Source organism: Candidatus Cloacimonadota bacterium, from assembly GCA_034722995.1.
Taxonomy (GTDB): Bacteria; Cloacimonadota; Cloacimonadia; order JGIOTU-2; family JGIOTU-2; genus JAGMCF01.
Window position 1 is genome coordinate 10422 of the sequence record JAYEOL010000003.1, and the last position, 14531, is coordinate 24952.

15 protein-coding genes and 1 tRNA gene are annotated in these 14531 nt (G+C 34.5%); all 16 read right to left on the reverse strand.

The features are described from left to right. Nucleotides 1–590: LPS export ABC transporter ATP-binding protein (gene lptB, locus U9R23_00345; protein MEA3474890.1), on the reverse strand; the 590-nt coding region annotated here is incomplete at its 3' end. Further along, on the reverse strand, nucleotides 590–1690 hold the full coding sequence (locus U9R23_00350; protein MEA3474891.1) for an LptA/OstA family protein: 1101 nt from the start codon (nucleotides 1688–1690) through the stop codon (nucleotides 590–592). The genes lptB and U9R23_00350, both read right to left, overlap by 1 nt. Continuing rightward, nucleotides 1668–2222 carry an LPS export ABC transporter periplasmic protein LptC gene (gene lptC, locus U9R23_00355; GenBank protein ID MEA3474892.1) on the reverse strand — a complete coding sequence of 185 codons (555 nt, stop codon included), beginning with the start codon at nucleotides 2220–2222 and terminating at the stop codon, nucleotides 1668–1670. The genes U9R23_00350 and lptC overlap by 23 nt, the downstream gene beginning before the upstream one ends. Beyond that, nucleotides 2219–2737: an HAD hydrolase family protein gene (locus U9R23_00360; protein MEA3474893.1), complete on the reverse strand. Its 519-nt coding sequence runs from the start codon at nucleotides 2735–2737 to the stop codon at nucleotides 2219–2221. Before U9R23_00360 ends, lptC begins: the two co-directional genes overlap by 4 nt. A 58-nt stretch (nucleotides 2738–2795) precedes the next feature. Continuing rightward, nucleotides 2796–3005, reverse strand: coding sequence for a four helix bundle protein (locus U9R23_00365; GenBank protein MEA3474894.1), 210 nt, complete (start codon nucleotides 3003–3005; stop codon nucleotides 2796–2798). After that, nucleotides 2989–3129: a four helix bundle protein gene (locus tag U9R23_00370; protein ID MEA3474895.1), complete on the reverse strand. Its 141-nt coding sequence runs from the start codon at nucleotides 3127–3129 to the stop codon at nucleotides 2989–2991. Before U9R23_00370 ends, U9R23_00365 begins: the two co-directional genes overlap by 17 nt. Before the next feature lie 19 nt (nucleotides 3130–3148). Continuing rightward, a complete protein-coding gene (gene kdsA / locus U9R23_00375; protein MEA3474896.1) occupies nucleotides 3149–3940 on the reverse strand; it encodes a 3-deoxy-8-phosphooctulonate synthase in 792 nt (263 codons plus the stop codon). Beyond that, on the reverse strand, nucleotides 3927–5561 hold the full coding sequence (locus tag U9R23_00380) for a CTP synthase (GenBank protein ID MEA3474897.1): 1635 nt from the start codon (nucleotides 5559–5561) through the stop codon (nucleotides 3927–3929). The genes kdsA and U9R23_00380 overlap by 14 nt, the downstream gene beginning before the upstream one ends. Before the next feature lie 219 nt (nucleotides 5562–5780). Beyond that, nucleotides 5781–7040 carry a Glu/Leu/Phe/Val dehydrogenase gene (locus U9R23_00385; protein MEA3474898.1) on the reverse strand — a complete coding sequence of 420 codons (1260 nt, stop codon included), beginning with the start codon at nucleotides 7038–7040 and terminating at the stop codon, nucleotides 5781–5783. Between the two features lie 40 nt (nucleotides 7041–7080). Then, nucleotides 7081–7356: a hypothetical protein gene (locus tag U9R23_00390; GenBank protein ID MEA3474899.1), complete on the reverse strand. Its 276-nt coding sequence runs from the start codon at nucleotides 7354–7356 to the stop codon at nucleotides 7081–7083. Nucleotides 7357–7504: 148 nt separating this feature from the next. Next, a complete protein-coding gene (locus U9R23_00395; GenBank protein MEA3474900.1) occupies nucleotides 7505–11044 on the reverse strand; it encodes an FAD-dependent oxidoreductase in 3540 nt (1179 codons plus the stop codon). Between the two features lie 65 nt (nucleotides 11045–11109). Further along, nucleotides 11110–12891 carry an NADH-quinone oxidoreductase subunit NuoF gene (nuoF, locus tag U9R23_00400; GenBank protein MEA3474901.1) on the reverse strand — a complete coding sequence of 594 codons (1782 nt, stop codon included), beginning with the start codon at nucleotides 12889–12891 and terminating at the stop codon, nucleotides 11110–11112. A 393-nt stretch (nucleotides 12892–13284) separates the two neighbouring features. Further along, a complete protein-coding gene (gene nuoE, locus U9R23_00405; GenBank protein ID MEA3474902.1) occupies nucleotides 13285–13743 on the reverse strand; it encodes an NADH-quinone oxidoreductase subunit NuoE in 459 nt (152 codons plus the stop codon). Nucleotides 13744–13895: 152 nt separating this feature from the next. Further along, nucleotides 13896–14066, reverse strand: coding sequence for a GIY-YIG nuclease family protein (locus U9R23_00410; GenBank protein MEA3474903.1), 171 nt, complete (start codon nucleotides 14064–14066; stop codon nucleotides 13896–13898). Between the two features lie 15 nt (nucleotides 14067–14081). Next, nucleotides 14082–14156 (reverse strand) — tRNA-Asn (locus U9R23_00415). A 76-nt stretch (nucleotides 14157–14232) separates the two neighbouring features. Further along, nucleotides 14233–14531: ATP-dependent Clp protease ATP-binding subunit ClpX (locus U9R23_00420; GenBank protein MEA3474904.1), on the reverse strand; the 299-nt coding region annotated here is incomplete at its 5' end.

Consider the following 14531-nt stretch of genomic DNA (forward strand, 5'->3'; position numbering starts at 1 on the left):
AGTTTTTTAATAATATCCTGTATATCAGAAACAGCCAGAGGGTCAACTCCTGAAAATGGTTCATCCAAAAAAAGGAAAAGTGGATTAGTAATAAGAGAACGGGTAATTTCCAATTTTCTTCTTTCTCCACCAGACAGTGAGTATGCTTTTTGATTAGCAAGTTTATCAAGATCTAATTCAAACAATGCATTATTCAACTTCTCTTTCCTATCGTTCTTAGAAAGATTTTGAGTTTCCAGAATAGCAAGGATATTATCTCTTACAGTAAGCTTACTAAATATAGATGGCTCTTGAGAAAGATAACTAATTCCCTTTCGTGCTCTCTGATACATTGGCATCTTCGTAATGTTCGTGTCATTTAGAAAAACTGAACCAAAATTGGGTTTTATTAATCCAATCATCATATGAAAAGTTGTGGTCTTGCCAGCACCATTAGGACCGAGCAAACCTACGATTTCACCCTGTTTAACCTGAATAGTAACCTCATTTACAACCTTCTTCTTCCCATAAATTTTAACGAGGTTTTCAGTTCTTATAACACTTTTCATTTCAGCAACAGGTTCTTTATCTTTTTTAGTGTTATCAGACATTATTCTTTTGGTAAAAATTTATAGATACCTTTAATATTCTGTAAGGCAATCACTTTTTCTACATTTTCATCATCATCAAAAAATACTTCTAACCCTTTAGTTTTCATTTTATTTATGTAAAAATCTTTTCGTTCTGTTTCTGATTTTTTCAGAAAGCTTTTTGTGACATCATTAGCATTAATATAGCAAAGTCTTTCGTTCTCAAGATTCAACATAATCTTATCCGCAAAGAGATAATTTAACTTTTTTGTCTGGTCTTTACTTTTAAAGTGAATTTCTCCATTCTTTATAAGATAAAGTTTATCAATAGTTTCTTCATTAAAAAAAATGTGAAATTCTTCAGCAAGGGCATCAGATGTATCACTATAGAATCGTGGGTTTCCAAGAAGCACCGCTTTCTTATCGTCCTGAAAATAAATAAGGAAACGAGAATTAGCATGCGAATCTTTCATTTCTATCTTTACATTATAAGTAGCAATAAATTTATGGTCATTATAAAAAAACTCCATCTGCTGACTATACACCTTAACAGTTCTTTTGCGTTGAAAAGTAAGTTCAGGATTATCCCTTGCAACACCATATCCTTTTTCTATATTATATCTAAAATGTTCGCACATAAGATCCATATCTTGAGTAAGGTCATTTGCAAAAATATTTCCTTCCGCTTCCACTAATTTTCTACCTCTAAAATAATTGATTTTATCAGCTCGTATGTGTTTTTGCTTCTCCATTTGACTATTTTCCTCAATAAAATAAGCTCTCCTTTCTAAAAACAATTCGTTTTCTTTATGAAAATAGGTTGCCTTCTGAGATCCAGCTTCCAGTGTATCATCAATTGCCTTAACATTCTCGGTCAGTTTAATTTTTTTATCTTTTTGAAAAATCTGCGCATTATCTGCGAAGAACTCAATATCATCATAAATTAAGTTTACATTGCCGGTGAGCGTTGTTATTGTATCGTTAGCCACTTTATCAATTTTTACCATATCAGCATTTTTAAGAATATAACGATGTGGTGTCTCATTAGCATTTATTGCTACATCACTAATACAGATTGATAATAGCAGAATAACAAATTTACCAAACAACTTTGCTTTCACTTATCTCACCTTCTGCTGAAACTTTTTGTAGTATTACATGCTCAAAATTAGAGTCAGTCCTGAGCTGCTCTCCGCATATGGTGTTTCCATCTTTAACGATTTTGACCCAGTCATCAGAAAATATTTTATCATTATTCCTATTCCATGTAAGAACATTACCAAATAAATCTCCTTCTTTGGAAAAGATTTTTATATTGCCTTTTGCAATAATAAGATTATTATTTTCATCCACCTTTGCGCTATCTGCAAAAATAGTAGAAGATAGATTCTGGCTTTGGTCAAATATTTCCAATTTTACATCTCTAAAATTCATAATATTCTTGTCAGCAAATCTTTGCAAAAAATCTGAATGGAGTATCCATTCAATCTTGTCTTGTGATGAGTTATAGACTATTAGCGTATCAGTAATTTCTGTATTGGTAAGAATCGGAGACTTTGATAGCGTGTTCTTCTCCTTACTATGGCAGGCGAGGAAAAGTAATATAAGAGCGAGTGTTAAAAGATAAAATATGAAAAATGATATTTTTTTCATTCTACACTTTTCAGGTAAGATAATAACTTATGAATTGCTTCTTGATATATTCCTTCTTTTTTTAGCACAAATTCAATTGCTTCCCGAACAGCTCCATCTCCGCCGTCTTTGGTTGTTACAAATTTACAAATTTCTTTAATTTCCTCTGGTGCGGATTTCACGCATATTGGAAGCCCAACTTTTTCAAGCACTGGAAAGTCATTCCAATCATCTCCAACATAAATAATTTCTTTCAGATCAATATCAAAATCTTTTGCGATTTCCATAAGTTTTTTGAGCTTATTTTTTACATTTTGATAAACAAATTCTATTTTTAATATTTTTGCTCGTCTAAAAATTGATTCTGATGCTTTACCTGTTAGGATTATTGGTATTATGTCTGTTTGGTATAAAAGTCCTATTCCCAGTCCATCTTTTGTATTAAATTTCCTAAAGACTTCACCTGTATTAGTATAATATATTCCACCGTCGGTAAAGACACCGTCTATATCAAAAATCATAAGTTTGTAGGTCATAGCACACCTTTGGGTTACGGGTTAGAGGTTAGAAGTCATTTGAGATTATGCTTGAATTTTAGTCCGCCAGCTGGCGGATTGATTTATATTTCTCAATAAAGATTTTGGCATCTGAAAGTCTCTTTTCTGATAGGTAATCTAAAGTCTTCGCAATGTATAATTGTCCCACTGCCTCTATAAGTGAGACGTAAGCAATATCTAAAAAATGCGCCTTATCCTTTTGGGTCTTCCTGCCATAACTCTCACTGATATTAGAAACAATTTGCACAGCTGTTTTGTTTAAATGCAAAGTTAAATTTTTCTCTTTCTGGAAATTTATCAGTTATACGATAAACAGCTTTTACAAAACTAAGTCCATCCTGAAATATTTCCAAATCTTCCAATTTTGCCATAACCTCTAACCTCTAACCCCTAACTCCTAACTCGTAACACCTTCTTTATCTCTCCAAGCAGTTCTTGCATCTCTCCCAGGGGCAGCATTGAGAGTGCATCGCTTTTTGCTTCTTTAGGATTTGGATGAGTCTCAACAAAAAGTCCAGAAAGATGTCCTGTTGCAACTCCTGCTTTTGACATACTTAAAACAAATTCCGGACCACCACCAGAAATTTTACCTTCTGCTGGTCTTTGTAAACTGTGTGTAACATCATAAATAACCGGTATTCCAAAACTATCAATAATCTGAAAATTCCGAAAATCTACAACAAGATTATTATAGCCAAAGAATGTGCCTCTTTCTGTAACAAAAATATTTTTATTTCCCACATTATATGCTTTTTCAACGGCAAGTTTAATCTCGTTTGGAGACATAAATTGCCCTTTTTTAATATTAACCATTTTGCCAGTTTTTGCCGCTGCTTCAATCAGTTCTGTTTGACGGGATAAAAAAGCCGGGATTTGAATAACATCAACCACCTGGCTAACTGGTCCAACTTCATCAACAGAATGGACATCGGTCAAAATTGTAACATTGTAATTATTCTTAACTTTATTTAGTATTTCAAGTCCTTTTTCAATACCAACGCCTCTAAAAGATTTTCCAGATGTACGATTTGCCTTTTTATAGGATGCCTTAAATACATACTGAAAATCATATTTTTTACAGAGTTGTAAGCATTTCTTCGCTACTTCAAAGCAGATTTTTTTTGTTTCAATAGCGCAGGGACCGGCTATAATTGTAAATTTAGTATTTTTATTTATTTGCATTTTTATATTCAATTGCAGATTTAATAAATTCCCGAAAGATTGGATGGGGTTTCAGCGGACGCGATTTGAATTCTGAATGGAATTGAACTCCAATAAAAAATCTATTTGTTGTGATTTCAATTATTTCCACAAGATCTTTTGAAGGATAAATGCCAGAGATTATCATGCCTTTTTTTTCAAAAACATCTCTATAATCATTATTAAATTCATACCGATGTCTATGCCTTTCAGAAACTTGATTTTTATTATAAATATTATGTGCAAGGGAATCGGATTTCAATTTGCAAGGATATGCTCCTAATCTCATTGTTCCGCCCATATTCTTAATATGCTTTTGCTCTGGCATTAAATCTATAACTGGGTATTTTGTCTCAGGGTCAAACTCTGAACTATTTGCATTTTTGAATTTCAAAACATTACGAGCAAATTCAATAACTGCACATTGCATGCCAAGACATATTCCTAAAAATGGAATATTATTTTCACGAGCATATCTGATAATAGAGATTTTACCTTCAATGCCTCGTAAGCCAAAGCCACCTGGCACTAGGATTCCATTCACATTCTTTAATAAATCTTTTAGAAATTCACGAGGCTTGTTTGTATCTCTTGCGAATGCCTTATCTGTGTCAATATATTTGATATTTACTTTTGTTGAAAAATACATCCCAGCGTGAATCAAACTCTCAACGACACTCTTGTATGCATCTTGATGACGGACATACTTTCCGCAAAGTGCAATTGTAACTTCTTCTTCTGGATTTTTGTAATTATCAATCATCTGATTCCACTTTTTAAAATCAATGATTTTGTGTGGAATCACAAAATACTCACAAATAATTTTATGAACATTTTGCTGATAGAAAAATATGGGTATTTCGTAAATACAGGGAGTATCAAGTCCAGAAATTACACTTTTTTCAGGTACATTTGTGAAGAGAGAAATTTTTGAAATCATCTCTTTTGCCATTTTTCTTTCTGAACGACATATTAACATATCGGGTTGAATTCCGATTCCTCGCAACTTAATCACACTATGTTGAGTAGGTTTGGTTTTTGCTTCGCCAGCAGCAGATATATAAGGAATCAAAGTAAGATGTACAAAAAAGCAGTTCTCTGCTCCATAATCAAGACGAAATTGACGAATCGCTTCAAGGAATGGCAGACTTTCTATATCACCAACAGTTCCGCCAATCTCAGATATAACAATATCAGAAACTCTATCTAAACTTACAATCTTTTTCTTTATCTCATTAGTAATATGAGGAATGACTTGAACAGTTTTACCAAGATATTTTCCTTTTCTCTCATTGGTAATAACAGCATCATAGATTTGCCCGGTAGTGCAATTACTTTTCTGTGTCAAAGGTTTATCTAAAAATCGCTCATAATGACCTAAATCAAGGTCTGTCTCTGCCCCATCATCAGTAACGAACACTTCGCCATGTTGAAAAGGGCTCATCGTTCCTGGGTCAACATTTAAATAAGGGTCAAACTTTTGAATGGTAACTTCATAACCTAATTTCTTTAAAAGAAATCCAATGGACGCAGAAGCAATCCCTTTTCCAAGAGAGGATACTACACCACCTGTAATAAAAATGTGTTTGGTATTAGATTTCATAGATAGTTAATAAACCAAAAAATTATAATCTTTTGTCAAGTTTGAAAGACTAAAAGAACGAAAGAAGTTCCATAATTTTATTAGTTAGTATAAATTGATTAGAAATTTATCGGCACAGAGACAAGATAACAAAATGATGCCAATTTTTTTATCACAAAAAAATAGACCTTCAATCCGCCAGCTGACGGATTGAAGGTCGTAGAAAGTTTTACAAACTTTTTATACCCAGCCACGAAGTTTGCAAGCCTCTGCAACTCGCGATACCGCTATCATATAAGCAGCAAGTCTCATATGCACATTTTGCTTTTTATGCATTTCATAAACACCATTATAAGCAGTTGACATTTTTTGATCCAGCTTTTCATATACCTCTTCTAAAGGCCAATAATAGTTGTATGTATTCTGCACCTGTTCAAAGTATGAAACAGTAACACCACCTGCATTTGCAAGAAAATCAGGAATAATATGCACGCCATTTTTATGGAGAATTTCATCTGCTTCTGGTGTGGTGGGACCATTAGCAAGTTCACATAGAATTTTTGCCTTGACATTTCCAGCGTTCTCTTTTGTAAAAACATTTTCTAATGCTGCAGGATAAAGAATATCTACATTAAGTTCCAGTAATTCTGCATTTGTAATTTCTTTGGTTCCTGGGAATCCCGCTACTCTGCCATTTTGAAGTTTCCATTTAACCATATCTAATGAGTCAATACCGTCAGGATTATAAACTCCACCGCGAGAATCAGAAACAGCAACTAATTTGTTTGTTCCAAGAATTTCTTTAGTTAATGTAGCTGCATACTGACCAGCGTTTCCAAAGCCTTGAATGGCATAGCTTGCATTGGAGACATTAATATTTAATCTTTTTGCAGCTTCACGGACACAGTAGATACCGCCGCGTGCAGTTGCATCGTGACGACCTTGTGAACCGCCAACAGGGATTGGTTTGCCAGTAATCACACAGGGATGGTGTTCACCCCTGATAACCTCATATTCATCCATCATCCACGCCATAATTTGTGGGGTTGTATAAACATCAGGGGCTGGGACATCTTGTGTAACACCAACAACACCAGCGATTGCTCTCATATAAGCACGGGCAAGTCTCTCTTTTTCACTCTCAGACATTTCCTTGGGACTACATATAATACCGCCTTTACTACCACCAAGCGGAATATCAACAACCGCAGTTTTCCAGGTCATCCAAGCAGCCAGTGCACGAACAGTATCAACAGTTTCACCAGGATGCCATCTAATTCCACCTTTTGTTGGTCCGCGTGCTCCATTATACTGGACTCTAAAAGCTTTGAACACTTTTGTGGTGCCATCATCCATTTTAACAGGTAAAGTAACTGCAACTTCCTTCATAGGCCATCGCAGAAGGTCATGTGTTGCGTCATCAAGCTCCAACTTTTCAGCACATTCATCAAGTTGTGCTTGCGCAATTTTGAAGGGATTTAGTTCTTCCTTATTTGCCATTTGTTCCTCCGATTAATTTGATTTTAATATGATACCTTTTTTATTTCAAAAACTCAAGAATCTTTTCTAATAGCTTAGCAGGGTCAATTAACATAACATAATTAGCCATATCGCCTAAAATCTCTTTAGCATTCTCATGTAATTTCTCTGGAGCAATAATCATAACTGGAATTTTATGAATCTTGCATGAATACAAAACATCCTTAGTCGTGACATTCATCTCAGAAAGTGGCACTATTTTGTGAAGATATCCAATAATAAGTATTATCGCTTTTTGATAGAAGTTCAATATACTTCCCATGATTATCAGCCCCATTTCCCAGAGGTAAGGTCTCATAACCTCTTACCACTAGATTTGTCAGGAACTAGGAATCTGTTCCTTCCAAGTAGCCCCCTACTTTTGCTTTTTTCATGTTGTCCTCCTTGATTTTATTTTATGTTTTTCAGCATTAAATATTTTCGTATCAAGATTTTTTCAATTTATTTTTTTTCAAATCATCAATTCTCCTTCTTAATATATTGTAACTTATGGTTGCTTTAGAACCTGCTTTTCTATTCTCAAATTGTAAATCTACTCTTTTTTCTGATTCAATGACAGTAAATCTATTTTCTTTACTTACATCATTCAATTCGTTTTTATTTGTTTTTTGCATCAAATCCTTAAATTTTGTTTGGTAATCCAAAATTCTTGCAAATATTTCCCAATTCTCCTTGCCACTTGGAGGAGAAATAACTTTATTTACAGTCTGAAATAAATCATTATTATTTACAAATCTTCCATTGGTTTCTGCAAATGTTGAAAGAGGCAGAACAACATTTGCCATCTTTGCAGTTTCAGTAAGATAATTATCTGCTACCAGAAGAAAGTCAAGACTATTTAACCAATTATATGTTTCCAGTTTATTGTCATATAAGGGGTCTTCACCAAGAATCAAAGCAGATTTGATACTTGAAACTTGAAATTTGAAACTTGATGGGACAAATCCATAATACTGTAAAGTTGGTTTGTTAGCCAATTCTGAACAAGTTATAATTCCTGAACCTTCTTCTCCTACATCTCCTTTAAGCATATTTAAATTAAAAATTGAAGATTGGGTATTAAAGTCCAAAAGACTCTCAGAATAAACAAAAATCACTTTTCCAGTTTTTGCTATTAACTCAGCAAATTTTTCATACTCAATTGTGTGAACTTCTTTCTGAAGCTTCCGATTATATTCTACGAAATTTTCTATACAATCAGCAACATAATTGACATTGTGATATCTATTTTCTAAAAAATACTTAGCGAATTGATTGAAAATCTCTAAATAATTATCTGACTTAATATAATAATCTGCGATTCGGTTGAACTTACTTTCCTCTGGAGAGATGACCAACAATTTTTTCCCTGCTCTAACTGCCTGCACAATCTTTATTCCAAGAGTATGTGGCACATCCCCAATTAAAACTATCAAATCTGTTGAAAGTAAATCAGATGTTGGATTGGGCGAATAATTAATTCCTAATTTCTTCTGGATTATAGAACCGTTCAATTCCCATGAATATTTTCTTTGAATCTGATATTTTTGTGCAATTTTGTTAATTAAATATAATTCTTCATTAGTGAAATTCCCATTACTAAAGATAGCAGAATTTATGCCAAATGCAGGCAATTTCTCGGTAATTAATTTGAACGCTTCGTCCCAACTACATTTTTGCAAAGTATTATTTTTACGAATAAGTGGTGTGGTTAAACGCTTATCTCCCTGTAATACCTCATATCCAAAATGAGCATTAAAACAAATATTATTTTCAGTAATAGGACTTTCTGCAGCCTCTGCCTTCATAATAATATTCCCGACATTCATAAATTTTACCTGACAGCCACTGCCGCATAGTCCACAAGTTGTAGTAGTCTCAGAGAAGTCTATGGGTGCAGTTTTAAGTTGCGTATTCTTGGCTGATAGAGCTCCAACCGGGCAGACATCAATACATTTTCCGCAGGTTTCACAGGATGTTTTAAGAAGTGACTCGCCAAATTCAGGAGCCACCAAGGTGCCAAAACCACGATAAATATATCCTAATGCACCTACACCTTGAATTTCAAGGCAAGTCCTGACACATCTTCCACATTTGATACATTTATTCGGGTCACGAAGAATAAAGGGATGAGTCTCATCAATTGGATGCTTGTTTATCTCTCCTATAAACCTTGTTGCAATTGCATCGTAGTCAGTGGCATATTTTCGTAATTTGCAAGTTTTGTTAACATCACAGCCACACTCAATACATCTCTCAGTTTCATCAAAAACTTCTTTTTCTGTGAAGGCTTTCTCCACCTCCTCAAAACTTTTTATTCTGGTCTCAATATCAACAACCGCACTTTTAATACGAGTTTTCTTTTCGTATTTCTCATACTCAATTGGGGACAATTGAGTTACAGATTCTGCTTTTTTGCTATTAAACATATCCTTTACAGGCACAACTTTTTTACCAGAAAGAAATTGATTTATACTTTGAGCAGCGGTATATGCATCTGCAACACATTCAATAACAGTTGCAGGACCGCGAGTTATATCCCCACCAGCAAATATCTTATCAATATTTGTCTGCATTGTCTCTTCATTGGCAACGATTGTGCCCCATTTAGTTAATTCAAGATTTTTAGAGTCTATTTTAGAAGTTTCTTCCAGAAGAAATTTCGTATCAGGAAACTGGCTAATTGCAGGAATAACAGTATCCACTTTCATTATGAATTCTGAGTTTGGAATTGGGATTGGACGACGGCGGCCACTGCTATCTGGTTCGCCCAGTCGCATTTTTAAACACTGCATTCCAATGACTTTACCATCTTTCCCCAGAATTTTAGTAGGATTTTGAAGGAGATATAGTTCAATACCTTCTTCTTTTGCTGCTTCAATTTCTTCTTTTTCAGCTGGCATTTGTTTCTCGGCTCTGCGATAAACAATCATAACTTTTTCAGACCCGAGACGAAGGGCTGTTCTCGCAGCATCAATAGCAGTATTTCCGCCACCAATTACGGCAACGATTTTTCCAACTTCTTTGATTTTATTTTCTACAACTGCTTTAAGAAACTCTACACCAAAGTAGCAGCCATCTAAATTTTCACCTTCAATACGCATTTTCATAGCCTTTTGTGCACCAAGACCCAGGAAAATCGCATCATATTCTTTATAAAGGAATTGTAGTGTAAAATCTCTTCCTAATCTTTCATTATTTTTTATATCAACACCTAATTTTTCAATCAACTCAATCTCTTTATCTAACACATCTTTTGGTAATCTATATTCAGGAATTCCATATCTCATCATACCACCGCTTTTAGGATTTGCTTCAAAAATAGTGCAATGATGACCTTCAGTTGCAAGATAGTAAGCCACTGTTAAACCCGAAGGACCTGCACCAACAATTGCCACTTCTTTACCTGTGCTCGGTTTTTTTTCAGGGATAAAAGTTCTTTCTGCGTCTTCAATATCTTTATCGGCGGCAAATCGTTTTATCTGTCTAATCGCAATTGGTTCTTCAACAATCTGTCTGCGACATTCCTGCTCACAGAAGGCAGGACAGACTCTACCGACCGAAAGTGGAAGTGGAAGTCTTTCCTTTATCAATTTTACTGCTTCGTGATATAAGCCATCATGAATCAATGCGATATATCCTTGAATGTCAACATGAGCAGGACATTTAAGAGTGCAAGGAGCAGTACAATCTGCATAATGGTCTGAGAGCAAAAGTTCCAAAGCCATTTTTCTGGCAGAATGAACATTTTCATTATCAGTTTCAATTTCCATCCCGTCCTGAACTTCTGTCGCACAAGAAGGTACAAATCCTCTTGCACCTTTCACTTCTACCAGACAAACCCAGCAAGAGCCAAAGGGTTTTAAATGTTCGTCATGACATAAAGTCGGAATTTCTATACCATTTTCTTTAGCTACCTCAAGGATGGTTTGTCCATCCTGGGCGATTACTTCTTTTCCATTCAATTTAATTTTCACATTTGCCATCTTAAGTAGTGAATTAGTAAATTAGTGAATTGGTAAATTAGTTACCAGTTCACCAATTCACAAGTTTACAAGTTTCTGATTGCCTCAAATTTGCAAGCATCCATACAAGCGCCACATTTTATGCATTTTTCCTGGTCAATTTTATGAACAGATTTTTTCTCGCCTGAAATTGCATCAACAGGACATACTTTTTTACACATCTGGCATCCAACACATTTTTCAGGAATGATTTCATATTTTATAAGCTGTTTACAAACTCCAGCTGGACAATGTTTATTTTCAATATGTTCTTTATACTCATCCTTAAAATATTTGATTGTAGTCAAAACAGGGTTTGGAGCGGTTTGTCCCAAGCCGCAGAGAGAGGCTTTCTTAACTTTTTCAGATAAATCGGATAGAAGTTCTATGTCATCAGGCTTTCCATCACCTTGAGTTATTCTGGTTAAGATTTCCAGCATTCTTTTAGTTCCGATTCTACAAAAAGTGCATTTCCCACAAGACTCATTCTGTGTAAAATCGAGAAAAAACCTTGCCATATCCACCATACAGGTAGTTTCATCCATAACGACCATTCCACCTGAGCCCATAATTGCACCTGTTGCAGTTAACGAATCATAATCAACAGGGGTATCAAGCAGACTTTCTGGAATACAGCCGCCGGAAGGTCCTCCGAGCTGGACAGCTTTGAATTTCTTGTCACCGATAATCCCGCCACCAACCTTAAATATCACATCTCGTAGAGTCATTCCCATAGGAACTTCAACGAGTCCGCCTTTCTTAATTTTTCCAGTAAGAGCAAACACCTTTGTGCCTTTACTTTTTTCAGTTCCATATTTAGCAAATTCAGATGCACCATTACGGATTATCCAGGCGATATTAGCAAAAGTTTCAACATTATTTATATTAGTAGGCTTACCCCATAATCCTGAATTAGCAGGATAAGGTGGTCTGATATTTGGCATTCCTCTTTTGCCTTCAATAGAGGCAATCATAGCAGTTTCTTCACCACAAACGAATGCGCCTGCACCTTCTTTTATATCAATTTTCAGGTTGAAATCTGAATCAAAAACATTATTTCTCAGAAAACCTCGCTCTTCCGCTTGTTTAATAGCAATTCTAAGCCGTTTTAATGCAAGTGGATATTCTGCTCTGCAATAGATATATCCTTGCTCTGCTCCAATTGCATAAGCAGCGATAAGCATACCTTCTATAACACTATGAGGGTCGCCTTCCAAAACGCTTCTGTCCATAAAAGCCCCAGGGTCACCTTCATCAGCATTGCAGATAATATATTTTCTATCTCCCCTTGCTTGATGGGCGAATTGCCATTTCAATCCAGTTGGGAAACCTGCGCCACCTCTGCCTCGTAAGCCAGATTTTTTGATCTCTTCTATAACATCCTCTGGCTTTTTCTCTTTTAGAACCAGTTGAATCGCTTTATATCCATCTTGTTCTATGGAATCATCAATGGATTCAGGATTTATTATTCCACAATTTCTAAGTACAATTCGTGTTTGATACTTAAGAACCTCATCTTCCTTTCCCCCAAGTTTATCAGAGAAGATAATTTTTTCAGTCTTTGGTTTTTTATCAATAAGATGAGCCTGCAGAATTTCATCTACTTCATTGGGCTTTACTTCTCCATACATAGTTTTACCAAATTGTTCATCATCTATTTCAACAAGAACTTCTTTATAACACATTCCAATACAGCCGGTTTTTTCCAATTTCACATCCAATTTATTCTTATCTAAAAATTTATTTATTTCATCAAAGACTTCCAAGCCGCCAGCTGCAATGCCACAGCTGGCAAGTCCAACTTTTATTTTAGTTATATTACTTTCCAAATTATCTCCCTTGATATTTTACCATAACCTAACATAATTTTAATTCATGATGCCTATCAAGTAAATAAATCTGAACAACTGAGTTACTTAAGAAATTAAAACAATTAAACATTTTCTAATAAAGTACAGAATTTCTAAATCCAAATTTCTAATGACAAATAAAATGTCAAAGTTCCAAAGTCCAAAATCAGTTTTTCTTCCGTTTTGACTTTATAACTATTGAGGAGAAAATTAAATTTACCCCGTTAGATAATTTTATTATGTGAAATAATAAAAATCTAATAGGACAAATATCTAACGGGGTAAATTTAATTTTTGGAGTTTTATTTGAAATTAGAAATTTGAAATTAGTCATTTTCAATTTTTCCCTCTTTGGAAAATGTAAATAGGCATCTAATATTCTGTTAATATCTTCTTAACCTTTTCTGAAGTTAGTCGTCCATAGGCTTTATCGTTAATCATCATTACAGGGGCTAAGCTGCAACATCCAAGGCAAGCAACTACTTCAACGGTAAATTTTAAATCGTCTGTAGTTCCACCCGGTTTTACATTCAATTCATCAAATATAGTATCTGCGATTTTTAAAACATTCGCCACATGACAGGCTGTCCCATGACAGATTCTTATAATATTTTTTCCAATAGGTTGCAATCGAAATTGAGTATAAAAGGTGACTACACCATAGATTTCACTTACTGGAATTTTTGTATTCTTTGAAATGTATTTAATTGTTTCTTTAGATAAATATCCCAATTTAGTTTGAATACTTTGTAATATTGGAATCAGGCTTCCAGCCCTATCTTTATACTGTTCCAAAACTTCATCTATTTTTGCTACATCATTATCAGTCATCAATTTATCCTTTACCAGATTTTTGACATTTTGGAAAGGGATACTTTTTTACAGTCAAGTTATTTAAAATTTGCTCTCTTATAAACTTTCTTCCCTGAAATGATTTTAATTCTTTATCTCGCTTCATTGCTTTAGATTTTGTTGCAAAAATTTCATGATAGACTAATTTCCATGGAACAAATCTGGAAGTCTAACCCTGTACCCCTTTGTTGTGAAAATTGAAAATAGATTCTTCTCTCTAAATTATTTGTATAACCTATATAGATTTTATTGTATTTCGGTGAATGTAACACATAAGTATAATATTTATTCCTTTCACTCATTTTACTCAAAAAAAATGGCTCCACAGGAGGGATTTGAACCCCCGACCAAGTGGTTAACAGCCACCTGCTCTACCGCTGAGCTACTGTGGAACTTTATTTAGATACTTTCTCAAAGTATAAAAAATTACTGTCAAGAAAAAATTAAAGCTATATCTTATTATATTATTTAAGCGATCAGCCTATTTTTCTCTTCTGAAAGCGAATCTGGTTTAATCTTAAAAATTGGTTTACCTCTCTTAGCAATAACATCTTTTGTAATATAGCATTCCCGAACATCCTTCAGATCAGGGACTTGATACATAATATCAATCATAATTGATTCCATAATTGCACGAAGGCCTCGGGCTCCAGACTCCCGCTTCATAGCAATTTCTGCTATCGCCTCTAATGCATCATCTGTAAATTTTAGGGAAACATTTTCTAAAGCAAATAACGCCTTATACTGCTTACTTAAAGCGTTTTTGG